The sequence below is a fragment of the Pseudorhizobium xiangyangii genome, from assembly GCF_020531965.1.
In the GTDB taxonomy this organism is placed as follows: domain Bacteria; phylum Pseudomonadota; class Alphaproteobacteria; order Rhizobiales; family Rhizobiaceae; genus Neorhizobium; species Neorhizobium xiangyangii.
Genome location: NZ_JAJAWH010000015.1, coordinates 100,532 through 118,316, shown reverse-complemented (window position 1 = coordinate 118,316; position 17,785 = coordinate 100,532). Strand labels below are relative to the sequence as shown.

Genomic DNA, 17,785 nt, shown 5'->3' with positions numbered 1-17,785 from the left:
CGTTAGTTTCCGGACATCTGAAGTTCGTCCGCCAAAGAGGCTATTTCCTCGATGGCCGCCGCTAAATCCTCCGCCCCGCGCGATTGTTGCCGAGCAGTCATCGCGGCCTGTCCGGAGGACGCGCTCGCTTCCTGCGCGACCGAGGCAATTTGCTGAGTGCCCGCCTGAACCTGGCTTGCTGCCACGAGAATGGCTTGCGTCGCCTCCAGGATGGACACATTGCCGCGGACTAACAGATCGACATCCGCCTCTGCCGAAGCGAGACCATCAATGATGGACGTGCTTTTGACGATCTCGGCTTCGCACGTCACAACGATCGTCTCCAGTTCTTGCAGGACAACCGAGATTTGCACCTGGATTTGCCGGACGATATCCTTGACGGCGTCGATGTTTTCGGCGGCATCTTGCGCGAGTTTGCGAATATCGGTCGAGACTGTCGCAAAACCTCGTCCGGCGTCTCCCGCTCTCGCTGCCTCAACCGAGCCGCTAACCGCCAACATGTTGGTTTGCACTGCAACGAGGACAATTCGATCAACCGTGCGCTGAATTCGGGAAGCGACCTCAGCCATGGCTTGAAGGTCAGCCAGTGCGGCCCGCGTTTCGAGGAGGGAGGCGGAAATGCCGGACGCAATACTATGGAGACTGGTCTTGCTTCTGGTCAAAAATGCCTTGATCTCCTCACCGCTTCGGCCTGCTTTCTCGGCACTTTCTCGGGTCTGAGAAGCGTTCCTCTCAATCTGGGACATGGCTGCGTTGGCTTGCTGTGTAGCTGCGGCCTGAGCTTCGGCGCCTCGGCTAATCTGCTCGACGGCGATAAGTATTTCGCCAGCTGCGCCTGAAAGCTCCTGAACAGTCGCAGACAACTCCTCCGCAGCCGAACTCAGCTCCTCCGTTCGGGAAGCGCGGCTGCCGTCATTCATCAGGTCGTCGGCAAGGGTTGCCAATGACTGAGCCGTTTGCTGGCTTTGTTCGAGGGCTGCACTCTGTTGTTGGACAGCCCTTTGCGCCTCTGAGGTGGCCGCAGATTGCTCTTCCGCCGCCGCGGCAACGGCTTCCGCGCCCTTTTGAGCTTCGCGGGTCGCCACTTCCGCCTCAACAGCTGCAATCAAGATGACCTGACTATTTTGCGAAAGTGCGCTTAGACCCGATCGTATGGCATGCAGCTCCTCAGAGACAGCTCGACCCAATGCGGTCTGCTCCTGCGCCTTCGAAGCGGCGGTCTTGATGACATTGGCAATTTGTCGAACGCCATCCACGATGGCTTCGGCATGCTCACTCACGTCACGAGAGCTTCGCTCGGCAACTTCTGCCAGTGAGCGCACCTCGTCTGCGACGACGGCAAAACCACGGCCTTCGTCGCCAGCACGCGCGGCCTCAATGGCCGCATTGAGCGCCAGGAGATTTGTGCGATCCGAAATGTCGGCGATTGCGTCCGTGGTGGCTCCTATGCTTTCGGCCTGATTCTGCAACCTGTCGATGACCTCAACCGAAGCGATCTGACGTGACGCATTGGCACGGATTGCCGAGATGGATGCATCAATTTGAGCGGCAGACTCTAGTATGGAGGCTTGTAGTTCCTCGGTACGTCTGCGAGCTGACTCTGCTTCCGATCGAGCCTCGGAAAACCGGGATGAAAGATGAGTTGTGGCAGATAGCGACTGGTGGGCCGCGCCAGCGGCCTCCTCCGCACCGGCGGCAATCTGCTCCAGCGCACGGCGCAATTGTTCGGCTGCCGCAGCAGCCTCGGTAACACCGGTAGCAAGCTCTTCCGTTGCGGCTCCAATGCGCTCGGCTGCTTTCTGTTGACGAACACGGGAGCGATCGTGGGAGCGACGGGACGCAGCAGCCTTTTCGACAATATTCGCCACAGCAGGGGAGGCCTTGCTAACAACTGCCTTCGTGCCGAGCTGGGAGGTCTTTACCAATGCCATGGAAGGGTCCGATATCTAGGCCCAGTGACAAGCACATGAGGGCGGGGCTGCTGGTTCATTTCGATTTTTTATGAACCAAAGCTCGGCCCAAGGCAAATGCCCTCCCCCCGTTGGCCCGTCATGCTGCGGATATGGCTTACGACGCGATCCACTTCATAAGGCTTTGAGATAAACGGAATTTTCCATGGGAGATCGTTTTTGGATACTTTAAGATAGCCAGATGTTAGCAGAATCTGCATATCGGGACGGGACTGACGCACAAGCGTGGCCATTTTCAAGCCATCCATCGAGCCGGGCATATCGATGTCGGTAAAAATAACTTCGATTTGCGGGTGCTCCTCGATGATCTGCAGCGCCTCATCCGCCGTGCTTGCTTCGAATACACTCAGACCCGCGTCTTCCAATTCCTCTACAAGACTCAAACGGATCAGACCGTCATCCTCGACAACCAGAACGCAATTAGTGTCACCTGCCATGAATACGCAACCAGTCTGAGCTCGACTTCTATGATGTGGCCCTCTTAATGCGAAAACGGGGAAATGGTTCCATCTGTTTCGTTGGAACTTCCGTTCGCTCCGCTTGCAATCTCCACAACGCTTCCCGAGCGCAGTTGGGAGGTACCTTCCCGCAGTTGTGCGAGCGTGTTTTGTTAACGCTCGGCACAGAATATCTATCTCGATCAGATGTTGAAGAAAGGATATGCAGGCGGCGCGACAGGGAGATGGTCGCAACCCCTCCTGCCGCAACATGTTTAGATCATGATCTCCCCGCCTGTGACCGGGATGACGGCACCCGTCATGTAGCTGCCGAGATCCGATGCCAGGAGAACGTATGCGCCGGCGAGTTCAGCAGGCTGGCCCGCTCGCTTGAGAAGGGTCTGCTCGCCGAATTTGGCTGCTTTCTCGGCCGGCATCGTCGAAGGAATAAGCGGCGTCCAGATCGGACCTGGCGCGACAGCATTTACGCGGATGCGTTTTTCGGCCAGCATTTCCGCAAGGCCTGCAGTGAAATTGGATATAGCTCCTTTTGTGGATGCATATGCGAGAAGCTGCGGCGAAGGTTGCCGTGACTGGATCGAGGTAGTGTTGATGATAGAGCTACCGGCCTTCATGTGCGGAGCCGCGGCCTTTGAAAGGAAGAACGGTGCGTATATGTTGGTGCGGAAGGTCTCGTCCCACTCGTCGGCAGTGATATCGCTGATATCCGCGTAGGTACGTTGGAAAGCAGCGTTGTTCACGAGGATGTCAATGCCACCGAACTCGTCTACTGTGCGCTGCACAATAGTCTTGCAATGATCCTCCGACTTGATATCGCCAGGCACTACCATGGCCTTGCGGCCGGCCTCTTCAACCCACTTGGCGGTATCGCGCGCGTCCTCGTCCTCATTCAGATAAGAAATGACGATGTCGGCCCCTTCTCGCGCGAAGGCGATAGCGACCGCTTTTCCAATACCGGAATCAGCTCCCGTAATAAGGGCGACTTTGCCCTCCAGCTTGCGATCGCCCTTGTACGAGTTCTCGCCGTGATCCGGAACTGGTTGCATCAACGCTGTTTTGCCCGGCGGTTCCTGTTGCTGTTCCGGCTGCGGGGGCTCAGGGCGGCGGATCTTGGTCATAGTCTATCTTCTCCCATTCCGTGGTAGCATGCTAACCACCCCAGCGCAGGGAGAGTTCCGACAGCTCGGATGATTTTCGCGCGAACCCCTACATCAACGGCGCCGCCGCAATTTCCGTCACACTCGGCACCACTACAGGCATCATCTGCCCTGCGGGAGGCTGGCGAGTGCTTTAAGGATAATCAAGGCGTTATCCGTCCGTTGGTCATCCAAAATAAAAGGGCGTTGCCCCGACCGGTCATGAATGCGCCTTTGCCTCACAAAATTCGGTTGTTATGGAGTATCCGAAACTCGGCCCCGCCTAACCGGCTCGCCGAGCTTTTTGATTGCTGCTCCAGGGGTTTCGCCCATCGCAATAGTCGTGCCAAGCGGATTTTAACAGCTCCGAGTTTGTAGGACAAAAGGAGCTTGCGTACCTGGAAGCTGGAAGTCGCGGACTGACCATATGCGCGGCAATCCGCGCATGTGTGAGCCGACAAGTGGCTGGACCAGATTTCGCCTCATACTGCTCTGAAGCGACTCAGATAGCCCGGCCCTCAGCACTTCTGGGCAACAGCACCGGCTGTCTTCTCGCCCTGCTGCTGTGCTTCAGCGTCCTGGCCAGACGTGGCAAGATCGGGGGTTTCCCCCAAGGGCATGTTACTACCATCCTTTTGGGGTGATTTATCCGCTGTATCTGAGCTCGTGGTCGTGGTTCCTGTCGCCGGCCCCGGTTGCGCCTGGGTTTCGGCCTTACCTTCCATGGGAGCATGACTCCCGTCTTTTGATATCCCGGTTTTATCGACGGACGTAGTGACATCCACACAGTCGGCATTGCTAGGGGGCGGGGTAAGAAGAACTAGACCAACGGCCATCGCAAATGCATGAATCGCCTTCATCGCTTTTCCTCCTGAAAACCACCGAACTGCTCGCTCCTACTTATGTTCCTCGATTGCCCGGGAGCTATCCTAAAGGCGCGATCTGAATGCATGCTCTCTCAACACATAAGCGGAAATGGAAGTGGACGGTTCGACCGGACCATTCGGGACAACCAACTGATGGTGATCAATGGGTGCCCACCTGTGACTTAGCTGTTCAAGCCGTATGAACATCGAGGATTCCTTCAGATCCGAACCGAAGGCGACCTTAAGTTCCATATGTAATCCTAACGAAGGCCTCATTCCGACGTTGACGACGGCTCACACCCTCCTTGGAAAGGAATTCCTCGGAAAACAGCTGAACCATGTCTAGTTCCACCGGCTGGATGTGCAGGCGGGCGCTTGCTGGCTACGGTTCATCGTGGGCGACGGCATTCCGCTCTTCAGCGTCGATACAATGAAACCGAGAAAAGGCAGATTAGAAGCCAACCCGAGGGGTGCCGCATTTCTCACCACCCTGAATCACCTCATCAGGCCGGCGGTGCGTAACGCGTCTTCTATGATATTCTGAATCCCACCTTTGTCGGCGGGACGGGCTCGGTCGGGGCCACGTGTGCCGATACTAGGCGACTTCGCCTTTCGGGCGAACGAGGGCGTCAAGCCCCATCCACGGGCGATGTGTTCCGTCGAGGATATGCCAACGTCCAACATATGCGGTGCAGCCTGCCCGTATCCGCTCGTTGCATCAAGGGGTGTCCCGTGGCCTAGTCCGGTCACGCAGTATAACTCGATGACATCGCGGCCCGAGCCATCCGTCCACACGGAATGTTCCAGCCCATCGAGATAATTAGTCTGGTTCGGCCTTTTGCCAACACCGTGCACCTCGCTCCATTGACTGACGATCGCCTGCGCATTGGCTTTGTCGACCGTCTTGTCTTCTGTTCCATGCCAAACGGAAACCAAAGGCCATGGGCCGGTGTGGGGGGATGCGGTGCGAAGCTTTTCCTGAAGGGATCTCCCAGACGGTAGCGCGTGGCCCCGCATCCGGTCAAACGCCTGCGGGATAGTCGAGGCTGCGCCGTAGGGGAGGCCCGCAATGATCGCTCCGCCGGCAAACACCTCAGGGTAAACGACGAGCATGGCGTTTGCCATGGCGCCGCCCGCCGACAATCCCGTTACGAAGATCCGCTTGGGATCAATACCGTGATTGGAAACCATGGTGCCAATCATTTCGCGGATGGATAGGACTTCGCCCTGATCACGCTCGATGTCGCCATCGTAGAACCAATTGAAGCAGAGGTTCGGGTTATTCTGTCGTGACTGCTCGGGAAAGAGAACGGCGAACCCAAAATCCTTAGCCAGTGCCGACCACCCCGACCCATAGTCATAATCTGAAGCGGTCTGAGTGCATCCATGCAAAACCACCACAAGAGCAGGTGAGGAGTCCAGGTTGTCAGGGATGTAATGCCAGCCCGTCAGTTCGCCGGGATTGCAACCCAGGCTTTGTAGCTCCATAAGCCTGCCTCTCGGTGAGCCGTTATGAAAGAAGCTCTGGTGACGCGAGAGGCGTTTAATCGTGTCTGAAATTCTTCTCATATCGATTCCTCGGCGGGTCACGGAAAGCCGGCCGACTCCCGAGTGGAGAAGATAATGCTGCAGCGCACAATTTCAAGTAACCAAGCATGTCTTGCCACGCTTCGCATCACGAGCACATGGGAAGCACGGGATCCACCCTCCAAAAAGGCTCCTCTTATACGCCGGCGGGGGGGACAGTTTCTTCACTAGAGAAGCAGCCTCAAAGCGAGTGACAGATATCAGCCCTGGACAGTTTTAAACGAGCTCATCGCATACTCAGGGCCCTCTTTAGAAAGCTGGGCACGGACCTCCCCTTGGCCCCGCCTCACGGTGGCGGGGCCATTTTTAAGGTCTAAAATGTAGAAAAAACACGTGACGCCATTTTACGTCTAGTTACGCGAGTAGGGCGAGGAACACTGAGCCCTTTCACCCGCCCGTGGCACGTAGGTGTTATCCAATGCGCGATAGGTACGATAGCGATCCATGCACCATTCTACGTGGCGACTGGACGAGGCCTGGCCTGGTCGAGGCTGGTTCGAGATGGCGCCGCCAATGATTGCGCCAGCCCCGAAAGCCGCCAGCGGATACCACCAGCCATCACTGTGGCGTCTATAACCCCTACGATATTCCCGCGAACCGCGGTGGCCCCGATAACTTCCGCCCCGGTCGTCACGGTCTCTGTCGAAGCGGCTGCGGTCGCGGTTATCTCCTCGAAACTGTATCTGTTCCACGGGCGCTGCCTGTGGAACCTGAGCCTGGGGCATACCGAAAGCGCCGGCTGGATTAGTGCCAATGGAAGCGGAGAAAATAAGGGCACTCACAGCTGCCGCGGTGATAGACTTTAGGTATGTTTGCAATTCTAGATTCCTTTTCTGCAGAGAATTTAGAACGTTAGGAAATGATTTCGGTTCCGAGTTACGAAACGTATGGAGCGAGATCACGGCGAGCGATGGGCCACGAGCTCCTTGACAAATACGAACAGAGTTCGTACCTCGTAACCACAATGCATTCAAGTCTACAGGACCAGGTGAGCGCACGGTCAACCTCCAAGTCTGGTTCGGCAGGGGGATTGACACTCTTCATAGCCTCGTCACTGGCGGCCCGGGGGAGTGCAACTCTCTCCAGTCCTAAGATCATACCCCTGGAAGGTTAAATCGATGGAATCCGAAGAAGCTTCGATCAACATGACTGCTGCAGAACTCGCTCATCTACGTAGAATGTCTAAGATGACGCAGGCCCACATGGCGGAGGCTCTTGGTATCACTGTTCGCGGGTATCAAAAGCTTGAAGGGGGCGAGAGCCCGATCAAGCACCACTATTCGAGAGCAGCCCAGTTCACTGTCATTGAGCGCATCGCTGCGGGTTTTCCCAGCGACGATGCCGCGATCAACGATCTAGTACTTAGGGCATGGAAAGCTCTCGAAGCGAGCAAGCCAAACCCGGCAGCACCAGGGACAGCTTCCAGCGCACCGTTGGGGTGTGAAGCAGTCTTGATTGGTACTGTAAGGACATAGGTTATTTATAACTAGATCCGCCCTTCCATCATCGATCGGCGGGTCACACCTCCTTCCCAATAGTCGGGGCTCTCACCCCGTGACCACCGATCCACAGCCTTGGCCTCTTGAATTGGCTCCGCGAGGAACTTTGATCTCCCTCCGCTGTTAGCTCAAATATGAATAACTCAGACCGTGACACCAGGGTGGGTATGGCTAGGCTCGTCCTGACAGTGCTAGGGCTCGCCGCCATTTTCGCTGTCGCCTACCTCGTGTTTCTCAATCCGGGAGAACCTGAGCTAAGTCAGGCATCGCCGCATGCGATAGATTAAGAGAGCCAGTGATGGAAACGAAGGATAAAAGAACCCCGACAGGGTTGTCACCATCCGCAGATTCGCCCGAAAAAAAGAAGCGAAAGATTGTTGCTGGACGCGGCCTTGCGCTATTCATCGCAGGCTTCGGCCTAATGGCGTTTGCCTTATACCTCTTCATCGTCGTCTACGGTGTAACGACCAGCGAGTAGGTACTTGCCGACTTTCCCGGTTGTGGTCTAGGTAGAGCTCGACTACAGTCTCCCCAACAAGGGAAACAGTTATGCCGGACACCAACAAGACGCTGTGCGTCGTCGTACGTTCAGATGATCACGGCCACTGGGTGGAATGGAGCAACGATGGCGATACAGGATCGCTCGGGCCTTACCAAGATGCCGAAATGGCCAAGAAGGTGAGGACCGCCAAAGAGCGGGAATTTGCTGTTAATCAGACTCGCACCATTCAGTGAACAAGGCCCACGTCAGCCTTTTGCGGCATCCAGCGCGCTCTTACTAGGACCTCGTGGGCATCGCCTCGCTTATCGTCCGGCCATCGTCGAGGACGTCAAAGACGTCTTCAGACTGGCTCGCCCTTAAATATCGTGAGCCTCCCTCACGAACAGACGTCTTTCAAACAGGGTGTTCGCCGGTAACCTCCTTCCTTCAGAGCGCTTTGGCAAGTATTTGGGGAGGCCTGGCTTTGAAAGCTCTTGATGAGAAGCTTTGACATGGAACCGAGGAACCAAAATCGTTGTTAGGAATTATATCCCGCGAAAAATCGTGGAGGTGCCAATGCCCGAGACACGCGCATCGACATCAAAGCCCAGGTTTACAGCGATCGAATACGGCCTCGAAGAGTTTCGTGCCGCTTATGATTTACCTCGTGAGAAGGCTCAAGACCTTTTCGATCGGTTCGGTCCGTCTAAAGCCGAACTGGACGCCATGATGAAAGCCATCATCAACCGCGGCTCGGTCAAGTATTGGCTATAACGACGAGCGAGGAGGACATTATGAAGATTGCGCTGATTTCGACATCTTTGATTGTGTTCCTAGCCGCTTTGGGAGCAACGCAGTTACTTCCCACAAACAAGGAACGCACCTACGCCCTTAGTGACGCTGCCACTTTGACGCGATAGCCGCGGGAAACCTCGGGCCCAACTGGTATGTTTGCTACAGCCCATGGCTAGGATCGCCCCCATATACCAAGGAAGGGCAGATCTCGCCATGAGTGGTAACCTGGCGCAGTGCGGATAGTAAATGTGTCCGGGAGCTGGCCAGACATGGTTCGTCACCCTTGTCATTCTTACTGTCTGTCTGTTTGGGATGTCGCTGCTCTCAAGGGCGGGTGACCGGTGTTTGAAACACAAATAACACGTCGTCACGCGCCTTCCACACATCGTTAAAGATACCAGGGAACCAGCGCGGCCTAATCTGAGTTTTGCTTAAACAAAGATCGGCGTGATTGGAGAGGAGATATGACTAGTCCTAAGGCGTATTGGAGTGCCTCAGTCGACATCGACTTTGTCTCGACGGGGCGTCAGGAAGTTCGCGGACCTTTCGAGGCACTCGTTTGGCTCACCGATCACTGGCCATACCGTCAGGGTATTCGGTTTGTCAGAGCGAGAAGCGCTTGCCGCGGAGCCCTGGCAGGACACACTTCCTTAGAAGAAGCTAGGGCCGCCTTTGCCGTGGCTGTTGAGGAAGCACAAGATCACATGAACCAACCGCGGCCACTTGGACGGAAGCATGTATTCGGTACGCCGATAGTTCCGAGGGTTTGAGTTCATTCCGCCTGGCCCACATCGGATAGGCTTCATAGCGTGTCTGGCAGGTTGCCGGCAGAGGATGGAATACGTGGGTCATCAGCCAAGCTATCAATGGCTGAAATCCACGGCTACTATCGCGACGGCTGGCCTCACCCGCCGAACCTTCCCGAAGCCTCACCCGCCGAACCTTCCCGAAAGAGCGTGAAGCAAGTGGCAAAACCGGACGTTTGACGTGGCGTGGAAAATCATCACTTTCCCTTCAAATTACCGCATACCAGCTGGCGACATAAGGCAAACTCCTCGCGGACCTAAATACTGATCTGCAGATCGCAGTCTGCAGTCGTATCGTTTACATCCTGCGGGCCATCGCCTATTGGACGGCGCAGACGCATCCGAACCAAAAGCACAGACCCATGTTGATCAAGCAGAGCGACTATCACCGGATCTACAGGGTCATCAACAGCCTGCTCGTCAACGAGAGCGCAGACCCGGCCACGGCGTCCATGTTCTTCAGTACATTCGGCGCCTTCATCCTCAACCAGCACTTCAATTGCGGAGCTGCGCCAAGAGGTGGTCTGGCCTCATACAATCTAGGAGGCACGGTCATCCTGTTCGCGGATCATCGCGAAGACGGCTTTGTCACAGGAACCGGCGAAAACTTCCATTGCTGGGTCGAAACCGACAGCTGGGCGCTCGACTTCATGGCGCCGGCCTTCCCGCAGAGCACGCAAGAACTGTCGATGCCTGCACGTATGTTCCAGAAGCCGCTATCCGCGATGGCGGCATCGATCAACGATCTGAGCCAATCAGGGGAATTCTTCTTGCGCCACGAGCAAGACGCAACGGCGCGCCGCTTTGCCGACTGGCAGAAGCACGCAGCTCTCGGTGATCTTGCAGCCGTTGCTGCGAAATGGTTTCGCAAGTCTCCAAAGCAGATGCCGGCGTCGCTTTCAGTCGAACGACAGAATGGTGGGGTGACTATCGTACCGCTTGCGGGCAATATGCTGTCCGGGGCCTGGTAATAACAAGGTGGAGTTTCGGTGTCCCAGGCGACGGACTGCATCGCGGAACTTGGTCGTGCGGCCAACACGCTCGATGCCGTGACACCATTTGAGCGTGGGCGTCTTCTAGACAGGGGCATTAGTATCGTCCGGGCGCAGCGGGAACTGCTGCAACTTCAGGGGAACATCGTGCCCGTGAGGCCGGGCTTCATGCAGGACATGGGAACCTTGGCCGAGATGGCCGGCCGGGAAGACGGGATCGATGTCTTGATCGGCGCCGGCATGCTCATGCTGGCCGACGAGATCCAGCGGCTTAGGATGCTTTGCCGCGACCGCGATCTCTGAACCCCTCCCCTTTAAAGACCGCCCCTTGCGGCACGACTACCGACGGTCGGGAAATCGCGCATCTGCAATCTACACCGCGTGGAAGCCATTCGATGCCTGAGCAAGGTGCGCACCCTAGCCCTATCGCATTGAAAGCGCTGGTCTGGCGTCAAATGCCGGAACCCTCCGCCCCGTCACCAATTCCGCCGAGCTCCCGTAAAAATCCGGGTTGCTGACGGCAACGTGGCGAATGCCTGGCTAGCGCGGGAGGGAGAGAAGCCTCGCTGATGTCCTTTGCCGGGCCAGTCGCGGTGGACCCGCGTGCGAAAAGTGAAGGAGCCCAACATAAGCGTTCTTGACGACGGATCCGCCGGCGCTGTGAAGCCAATTCACACAAAGCTGCTGCCAGTGCTGTCAAAATCCAGGGAGGAGACCGAAGTCTGGACGCAGGCGCTTTGGGAGGATGCGAATGATCTGCCCCGTGGCCTATACACTAATAGTCGCGCGAGCCCTATGGAACAATTGTCATCTCGACAGTCGGCGAACCTGTGAAGGGCACAGACACTGCTCCATTTTCTTCAACAGTCCGTATACTTCTACCACGGGACAGCCGGAAACGAAAAAGCCTGCCGCGGGAGGAGGTGCGGCAGGCTTTTCGAAAGGACTGAACAGCGGCTGGGAGGAGGAGTGCCGTTGTTCCTCAGGCGTCCCTTGGGAGGAGGAGTGGGTCGCCTGAAACTCGAAGCTCTGCGGGAGGAGGTGCATTGCTTCGATGGGATAAACCTACCAGCTGGGCTTCGGACCACCAGCGTTCAAATCGCAGCTCAGCCATGCGTATGTTGCAATGCCGGATGAGACGAATGCTCATGTTTCCGCCACTGTGCTCACACCACCATCAGGATCGAACAAGCAGCACAGACTCAAAGCCGAGGGCCAATCGCTCGCCTTCGCAGATGAGCTGGACCAGCCACAAACAACTTGTAGATTTAAAGCTGAAGGATATCCGAGCCTCCAAGGGCCTCCGAGAAAAGCCATGTTCGCTCGCCATCCGGCGACCGCTGATGGTCACGCTCAAGGGAAGAAAGTGACCTTCGTTAGGCGTCACGAAGCTCGGCAAGAACTTGCTCGAACGTCGAGGAGCCCAGCGATCATGGGGCCAAGCACTCGTCACAAATTCCGCAACCATCATCATCCATGCTGGACGCGGGTCGCACCTTGCGACAGCACGGGCACGTGATCGCATCCACTGAGGACGCGCTTTCGCGCACGGGCTGAAGTATCTCTATTTTGCGTTCGGACAGCAAGTCGGCCGTGCGTCGGTCCATTGCAATGCTCCTTGTGGGATTAACCAGAGATAAGAAGCCTCAAATGCTGCGCAAGACGGCAAGCCGCAAGGATCCCTGCTGGAGAGCAGATTTGTCATGGAACAGGTGGCCTGTAACCGTGTCTCTCTGTCTCCATCAGAAGAGAAGGAACGACTATGGATCACAGCAATCACGTCCGTCTCACCACGACCGAATTAACGGCCTCCATTTTAGAAGGCGCGACTGTTTACGGCGCCGATGACCATAAGGTCGGCAAGGTAGATTACATTCACGGTGCAGGCGCTGGAAGCCAGGCCATTGTCGATGTCGGTGGATTTCTCGGCATCGGTGCCAAGCCGGTGGCCGTTCCCCTCACTGACCTCGATTTCATGCGTGATGAGGACGGCGACGTCCATGCCGTCACGTCCTGGACGAAGGATCAACTCATGAGCATGCCTGAGCATAGCCACTAGAGCGATGCAAAAGCCCGGCCATCGGGTCGGGCTTCTTCTTTTCCGGAAGCAGCAAAGAACCGGACAATTCCCCCCTAATGTCTTCCGGAATTATTGCGACGTCTAACCTGCGTTTGGACCAATCGGACGCGCGTAGACCTTTAGGCACGGACACTTACCTCGCCCAAAGGGCCGGCTCTTTCCGAGACTGCCAATCAGGATAACGGAAAATCGCGGCCACCAGCGATGCACCGACACGTGTCCAGTATTCTGACAGCGCCGACAACAGTTTGGGATCGTCCGGCGCGTACGTCATACCGATCTCCTTGGCTACACCCTCGACGAGAGTATGACTTTTCAACGCACAGTAGCGCTCTACGACGACGACCGGACCGGCGTCGGCATCGATACTTCATCCCTAAAAGCGCGATAAAGTTCACCTGTGGCCGTGATCTTCCCATTTATGCAACCTCCGGGAGATCTCCGATTACCTTGTCGAGCGTGATCGGATAATCCCTGACGCGCACACCGGTTGCGTTGTAAATCGCGTTGGCAATCGCAGCAGACACGCCGCATAGCCCCAGTTCACCGACACCCTTGGCCTTCATCGGGGAGGACATCGGATCCGTCTCATCCAGAAAAATCACCTCCTGATATGGAATGTCGGCATGAACGGGCACTTCATAGCTGGCCAGATCATGGTTGACGAAAAAGCCGCGGCGCGTGTCTACTGCCAGCTCTTCGAAAAGAGCGAGACCCACGCCCATCGTCATCGCACCGATCACCTGGCTGCGCGCCGTGATCGGATTGATGATGCGCCCTGCTGCGCAGACGGCCAGCATGCGCCGAACACGCGTTTCCCCGGTTGCGAGATCGACACCAACTTCAACGAAATGAGCGCCGAAGGTCGACTGCTGATGGGTATCGGTGAGATCACCCCATTCCATCGTATCCTCGCCGACGAGACCCTCGGCGCCGGCCGCTGCAGCCAGAGGAACAGACCGGTTGCCCGATCGTACCTCACCGTTTTCGAACACCACATCATCGGAGTTGAAGCCCAGCCTCATCGCGACCGCCTCCCGCAGCTTGACGCATGCAGCATAGACACCCGATGTCGCTGAATTGGCACCGAACTGGCCGCCAGAGCCTGCTGAAATCGGAAAGCGGGAATCGCCAAGATGCACGCCGACCTTATCCACGGCCACACCCATCATCTCTGCCGCCGTCTGCGCTATGATCGTGTAGCTGCCTGTCCCGATATCCGTCATATCGGTCTCAACGTTCACGACGCCGTCATTTCCAAGGCGAACACGGGCACCCGACGGCATGACGAGGTTGTTGCGAAAGCCGGCCGCCACACCCAGACCAATCAACCAGTTGCCCTCGCGACGTGCTCCGGGCTTTTTACGGTCGTTCCAGCCGAAACGTTCTGCACCAAGCTTGAGACAGCCGACAAGATTGCGGTGCGAGAACGGACGCTCCGGCTTTTCCGGGTCGACCTGGGTATCGTTGAGTATTCGAAATTCGATCGGATCGAGCCCGAGCTTTTCAGCCATTTCGTCAATTGCAATTTCCAGCGCCATCAGGCCCGGCGCTTCTCCGGGAGCGCGCATTGCATTGCCTTCGGGAAGGTTAAGCTCAGCCAGGCGCATGGCCGTCATACGGTTCTCGCCTGCGTAGAGCAGTCGGGTTTGCATCACAGCCGTCTCAGGGCCGCCCCCTGGCAGATCACCGGACCAGCTTTCGTGTCCGATTGCTGTGATCATCCCGCTCTTATCGGCGCCGATGCGGATCCGCTGGATGGTTGCCGGGCGATGGGTGGTATTGTTGACGAGGAGGGGCCGTGGCAGCGCCACCTTGACCGGACGGCCGGTTGCCTTGGCAGCAATTGCTGCGAGCACCGCGTCGGATCGCAAAAAGAGTTTGCCACCGAAGCCGCCGCCGATGAAGGGCGACATCATATGGATCTTTTCCTTGTCAATTCCCAAAGTGGTCGCGAGATCCGAACGCCACCAATCGATCATCTGGCTTGACGTCCACACTGTCAGTTCATCGCCGTGCCACAACGCAATCGAGGCGTGAGGCTCCATCATCGAATGCGACTGGTCTGGCGTCGTGTAGGTTTCATCCATCGAAACGGCCGCCGCGTAGAAGGCACCATCGAAGTCGCCGACCGCAGTATCCGGCGGGGCGCCATCGGTATCCTTCGGCTTGACGGCGCTCATCTTGGCTTCCGCCAGATCGAAAGTGCCGCTCTCTTCCTGGTACTCAACCTTGATCAGACTTGCTGCAGCACGAGCCTGCTCGAACGTTTCGGCAACGACGACGGCGATCGCCTGATGATAGTGCTGGATCTCATCGCCGCCGAAGAGCTTTGCCGTGTTGAGCTTGCCTTTGCCCAATTCGCCAACGGACAGAGTTGTCACGACCGACATAACCCCAGGTGCTGCTTCAGCAGCTGCCACATCCATCGACTTGATCCGCCCTTTCGCGATAGACGAACCAAGTGGATAGCCGTAGGCATAGTGTAGGTTCGGGTCATGCCACTCATACGCGTACATTGCCCTGCCCGTCGTCTTCAGTTCGCCGTCAATGCGGTGAATAGGCTGGCCAACAACTTTGAGATTATCGATCGGATTCGTTTTTGCTGGGGTCTCGAACTTCATAGCTCAACCTCTTGCTTCGGAGATCACGGCGCCGAGCGTGCGCTCGACGAGATCGATCTTGAACTTGTTTTGTTCGGTTGGACGTGAACCGGCAAGAAGCGCGCCGCTCGCAGCCTTTGCCCCCTTGGGTAGCTCCACATCCGCAGCCTCGAGACGCCAAGGCTTATGGGCGACACCGCCGACCGCCACGCGTCCCTTCCCATCCGACTGGATGATGGCGCCAACGGAAACGAGCGCGAAGGCATAGGATGCTCGGTCGCGGACCTTTCGATAGATGTGCCGACCACCGACCGGCGGCGGTAACGAGACAGCCGTGATGAATTCGCCTCGCTCCAGCACCGTCTCGATATGGGGAGTGTCACCCGGGAGGCGGTGAAAGTCCTCGATCTTGACCGACCTGATGGTCCCATCCGGTTTCACTGTCTCAACAACCGCATCGAGCGCCCGCATGGCGACTGCCATATCGCTTGGATGTGTAGCGATGCAGGCCTCGCTGACCCCCATCACACCGAGTTGACGGCTGATGCCACCAAGGGCGGAGCAGCCGCTGCCTGGCTGACGCTTGTTACACGGCTGATTGGTGTCATAGAAATAAGGACATCGCGTGCGCTGCAAAAGATTGCCGGATGTCGTCGCCTTGTTGCGCAGCTGTCCGGAGGCGCCCGCGACCAGTGCGCGCGAAAGCAGACCGTAGTCACGCCGCACCGTTTCATGGGCGGCAAGATCAGTATTGCGGACCAGCGCACCGATGCGAAGTCCGCCATCGGTGGTAGCCTCGATCTTGTCCAGTCCGAGGCCGTTCACGTCTATCAGGTGCGTCGGGGTCTCGATTTCGAGCTTCATCAGGTCCAAAAGGTTTGTGCCGCCGGCGATGAACCTAGCATCGGGATTGGACGCGACCGACTTGGCGGCCGCTTCAACCGAGGAAGCGCGTTCAAAGGTGAAGGCTCTCATGCTCGTGTCCCCGCAGCTTCAACAATGGCTTCAACGATGTTGGAATAGGCGCCGCAACGACAGATGTTGCCGCTCATGCGCTCGCGGATTTCCGCCTCTGAAATCCGCGTCCGTTCGGTCAGACTGACTGTGACGTGGCTCGGGAGGTTAGCCTTGATTTCCTCGAGAACGGCGACAGAGGAACAGATCTGTCCAGGCGTGCAATAACCGCATTGAAATCCGTCGTGCTTGACGAAAGCCGCCTGCATCGGATGCAAGTTATCCGGCTGTCCAAGACCCTCAATTGTCGTCACCTCGTCGCCATCGTGCATGACGGCGAGCGTCAGACAGGAATTGATACGAACCCCATTGACCAGCACCGTGCAAGCGCCGCATTGGCCATGGTCACAACCTTTCTTGGTGCCGGTGAGATGCAAATGCTCGCGAAGAGCGTCAAGGAGGCTCGTTCGATTGTCGACCTCAAGATCCCTGCGCTCGCCATTGACCTTCATCGATACGGTGGATGCATACGTCATTGAACTACTCGCAGTCCTTGCTGCCGCGACACCAGACGCGGCTCCTGTCACCGCAACTGTCGCGGCAGGCGAGATAAGCAAGCCTCTCCTGGAGATTTCGGGTTGATTGTTGGTAGGGCTTGTAGTGATCGGCAGCATCTGACCAATCGGGATTTCGCCCTATGTCGGATGTTTATGCTGCCAGCGTTCACCGGTGTGCGGTCGATCTGTCGCGACAATGCGGAAGCGGAGATCGATGCCGCACATATCGACCACGGCGTCTGTTAGACCCGGATGAAAAAATCCAGGAAGCGTAGATGCGCGCTCGCACCCCGAATGGGAGCATGGGAGCTGTCGATCGAAGCGAGTTCAGGCTAACGCTCCCTCCCCTCCCCCCATCTGACGCGCAGGCCTTCCCCTTGGATCGCCGGCCGAGATCCAGGCTCAGTCAATGAACAATATCGGGGAAACCAACATAGGGGCGGCAAGGGGCGCGGTTTCGGGAATTCTCGTCGCGTCAATCGTAGAAGATGGACAGCCGCAGGAGGTTCAGCATAGCGCCGGGCTAAAGTCCGGGAAGCGGGCCCGACTGTCCCTGCGAGGGACGTCCGCTTGAATGCGCGTTGGCGTTCCTTTCGACAATCATCCGCTCCCGCGGAGATCGTCCACCCCTCAGCCCGGCCTGAGGGGTGACAGATGCGTTGCTGCGGGACCAAGTGCAGCTCCAATCAGAGATCTTCGCCGCCAAGCGGCCGATAGCATGCTCTAGTGTCCGCTCTGATAGGTGACTTTACTGGAGTTCAGGGCGGCAACCAGCGGCATGATCTGCAGAGCGGCGGCAATACCTACCAGAATGTAGACAGTGCGGGACAACATCGATCCCGAACCAAAAATTGCCGCAACCAGATCGAAGCTGAAGAGACCCACCAAGCCCCAGTTCAGACCCCCGATTATGACGAGGACCAGTGTAACGACGTTAAGCGTCTTCATAACGTTCTCCTATGAATAGGCATTGGGAGCCCGCGCCTGCTTGGCGCGGGCCC

General features: G+C 57.1%; 17 protein-coding genes. 8 read left to right on the top strand and 9 right to left on the bottom strand.

Going from position 1 to position 17,785, the window contains the following annotated elements:
* Window positions 1-2: 2 nt before the first annotated feature.
* From LH464_RS15150 to LH464_RS15130, 5 genes are all read right to left on the bottom strand, one after another.
* Window positions 3-1,931, bottom strand: a complete 1,929-nt coding sequence (locus tag LH464_RS15150; protein ID WP_226787234.1) for a methyl-accepting chemotaxis protein — start codon at window positions 1,929-1,931, stop codon at window positions 3-5.
* Between the two features lie 68 nt (window positions 1,932-1,999).
* Entirely contained in the window at window positions 2,000-2,407 is a 408-nt protein-coding gene (locus LH464_RS15145) for a response regulator (RefSeq protein ID WP_226787233.1), read from the bottom strand.
* A gap of 275 nt (window positions 2,408-2,682) precedes the next feature.
* Complete coding sequence (locus LH464_RS15140; protein WP_226787232.1) at window positions 2,683-3,546, bottom strand: SDR family oxidoreductase; 864 nt, start codon at window positions 3,544-3,546, stop codon at window positions 2,683-2,685.
* A gap of 1,379 nt (window positions 3,547-4,925) precedes the next feature.
* Window positions 4,926-5,999 carry an extracellular catalytic domain type 1 short-chain-length polyhydroxyalkanoate depolymerase gene (locus LH464_RS15135; protein WP_226787231.1) on the bottom strand — a complete coding sequence of 358 codons (1,074 nt, stop codon included), beginning with the start codon at window positions 5,997-5,999 and terminating at the stop codon, window positions 4,926-4,928.
* Between the two features lie 368 nt (window positions 6,000-6,367).
* A complete protein-coding gene (locus LH464_RS15130; RefSeq protein ID WP_226787230.1) occupies window positions 6,368-6,742 on the bottom strand; it encodes a BA14K family protein in 375 nt (124 codons plus the stop codon).
* A gap of 393 nt (window positions 6,743-7,135) precedes the next feature.
* On the opposite strand from LH464_RS15130, the gene LH464_RS15125 reads away from it, so the two are divergent.
* The 8 genes from LH464_RS15125 to LH464_RS15090 all read left to right on the top strand — a co-directional run bounded on the left by LH464_RS15125 (window position 7,136) and on the right by LH464_RS15090 (window position 12,649).
* Complete coding sequence (locus LH464_RS15125; RefSeq protein WP_226787229.1) at window positions 7,136-7,492, top strand: helix-turn-helix domain-containing protein; 357 nt, start codon at window positions 7,136-7,138, stop codon at window positions 7,490-7,492.
* A gap of 322 nt (window positions 7,493-7,814) precedes the next feature.
* Window positions 7,815-7,994, top strand: a complete 180-nt coding sequence (locus LH464_RS15120) for a hypothetical protein (RefSeq protein WP_226787228.1) — start codon at window positions 7,815-7,817, stop codon at window positions 7,992-7,994.
* A gap of 71 nt (window positions 7,995-8,065) precedes the next feature.
* A complete protein-coding gene (locus tag LH464_RS15115; RefSeq protein WP_226787227.1) occupies window positions 8,066-8,251 on the top strand; it encodes a hypothetical protein in 186 nt (61 codons plus the stop codon).
* Window positions 8,252-8,573: 322 nt separating this feature from the next.
* Window positions 8,574-8,771 (top strand): hypothetical protein, encoded by a 198-nt coding sequence (locus LH464_RS15110; RefSeq protein ID WP_226787226.1) that lies wholly within the window; start codon window positions 8,574-8,576, stop codon window positions 8,769-8,771.
* A 485-nt stretch (window positions 8,772-9,256) separates the two neighbouring features.
* The gene (locus LH464_RS15105; RefSeq protein ID WP_226787225.1) at window positions 9,257-9,562 is read left to right on the top strand and encodes a DUF982 domain-containing protein; all 306 of its coding nucleotides are present in this window, start codon (window positions 9,257-9,259) and stop codon (window positions 9,560-9,562) included.
* A 398-nt stretch (window positions 9,563-9,960) separates the two neighbouring features.
* On the top strand, window positions 9,961-10,569 hold the full coding sequence (locus LH464_RS15100; RefSeq protein WP_226787224.1) for a DUF2026 family protein: 609 nt from the start codon (window positions 9,961-9,963) through the stop codon (window positions 10,567-10,569).
* 18 nt (window positions 10,570-10,587) lie between these two features.
* Window positions 10,588-10,893 (top strand): hypothetical protein, encoded by a 306-nt coding sequence (locus LH464_RS15095; protein WP_226787223.1) that lies wholly within the window; start codon window positions 10,588-10,590, stop codon window positions 10,891-10,893.
* A 1,459-nt stretch (window positions 10,894-12,352) separates the two neighbouring features.
* Window positions 12,353-12,649 carry a PRC-barrel domain-containing protein gene (locus LH464_RS15090; RefSeq protein WP_226787222.1) on the top strand — a complete coding sequence of 99 codons (297 nt, stop codon included), beginning with the start codon at window positions 12,353-12,355 and terminating at the stop codon, window positions 12,647-12,649.
* Between the two features lie 440 nt (window positions 12,650-13,089).
* On the opposite strand, the gene paoC is transcribed toward LH464_RS15090, so the two are convergent.
* The 4 genes from paoC to LH464_RS15070 form a co-directional block, all read right to left on the bottom strand.
* Complete coding sequence (gene paoC, locus LH464_RS15085; protein WP_226787221.1) at window positions 13,090-15,294, bottom strand: aldehyde oxidoreductase molybdenum-binding subunit PaoC; 2,205 nt, start codon at window positions 15,292-15,294, stop codon at window positions 13,090-13,092.
* Window positions 15,295-15,297: 3 nt separating this feature from the next.
* Window positions 15,298-16,248: an FAD binding domain-containing protein gene (locus LH464_RS15080; RefSeq protein WP_226787220.1), complete on the bottom strand. Its 951-nt coding sequence runs from the start codon at window positions 16,246-16,248 to the stop codon at window positions 15,298-15,300.
* Window positions 16,245-16,901 carry an aldehyde dehydrogenase iron-sulfur subunit PaoA gene (paoA, locus tag LH464_RS15075; protein ID WP_226787219.1) on the bottom strand — a complete coding sequence of 219 codons (657 nt, stop codon included), beginning with the start codon at window positions 16,899-16,901 and terminating at the stop codon, window positions 16,245-16,247. Before paoA ends, LH464_RS15080 begins: the two co-directional genes overlap by 4 nt.
* Window positions 16,902-17,507: 606 nt before the next feature.
* Window positions 17,508-17,732, bottom strand: a complete 225-nt coding sequence (locus tag LH464_RS15070; protein WP_226787218.1) for a DUF378 domain-containing protein — start codon at window positions 17,730-17,732, stop codon at window positions 17,508-17,510.
* Window positions 17,733-17,785 lie beyond the last annotated feature (53 nt).

Coding starts and splice junctions, on each gene's coding strand:
- LH464_RS15150 (WP_226787234.1), bottom strand. CDS start 1,931: ATGGCATTGGTAAAGACCTCCCAGCTCGGCACGAAGGCAGTTGTTAGC.
- LH464_RS15145 (WP_226787233.1), bottom strand. CDS start 2,407: ATGGCAGGTGACACTAATTGCGTTCTGGTTGTCGAGGATGACGGTCTG.
- LH464_RS15140 (WP_226787232.1), bottom strand. CDS start 3,546: ATGACCAAGATCCGCCGCCCTGAGCCCCCGCAGCCGGAACAGCAACAG.
- LH464_RS15135 (WP_226787231.1), bottom strand. CDS start 5,999: ATGAGAAGAATTTCAGACACGATTAAACGCCTCTCGCGTCACCAGAGC.
- LH464_RS15130 (WP_226787230.1), bottom strand. CDS start 6,742: ATGCCCCAGGCTCAGGTTCCACAGGCAGCGCCCGTGGAACAGATACAG.
- LH464_RS15125 (WP_226787229.1), top strand. CDS start 7,136: ATGGAATCCGAAGAAGCTTCGATCAACATGACTGCTGCAGAACTCGCT.
- LH464_RS15120 (WP_226787228.1), top strand. CDS start 7,815: ATGGAAACGAAGGATAAAAGAACCCCGACAGGGTTGTCACCATCCGCA.
- LH464_RS15115 (WP_226787227.1), top strand. CDS start 8,066: ATGCCGGACACCAACAAGACGCTGTGCGTCGTCGTACGTTCAGATGAT.
- LH464_RS15110 (WP_226787226.1), top strand. CDS start 8,574: ATGCCCGAGACACGCGCATCGACATCAAAGCCCAGGTTTACAGCGATC.
- LH464_RS15105 (WP_226787225.1), top strand. CDS start 9,257: ATGACTAGTCCTAAGGCGTATTGGAGTGCCTCAGTCGACATCGACTTT.
- LH464_RS15100 (WP_226787224.1), top strand. CDS start 9,961: ATGTTGATCAAGCAGAGCGACTATCACCGGATCTACAGGGTCATCAAC.
- LH464_RS15090 (WP_226787222.1), top strand. CDS start 12,353: ATGGATCACAGCAATCACGTCCGTCTCACCACGACCGAATTAACGGCC.
- paoC (WP_226787221.1), bottom strand. CDS start 15,294: ATGAAGTTCGAGACCCCAGCAAAAACGAATCCGATCGATAATCTCAAA.
- LH464_RS15080 (WP_226787220.1), bottom strand. CDS start 16,248: ATGAGAGCCTTCACCTTTGAACGCGCTTCCTCGGTTGAAGCGGCCGCC.
- paoA (WP_226787219.1), bottom strand. CDS start 16,901: ATGCTGCCGATCACTACAAGCCCTACCAACAATCAACCCGAAATCTCC.
- LH464_RS15070 (WP_226787218.1), bottom strand. CDS start 17,732: ATGAAGACGCTTAACGTCGTTACACTGGTCCTCGTCATAATCGGGGGT.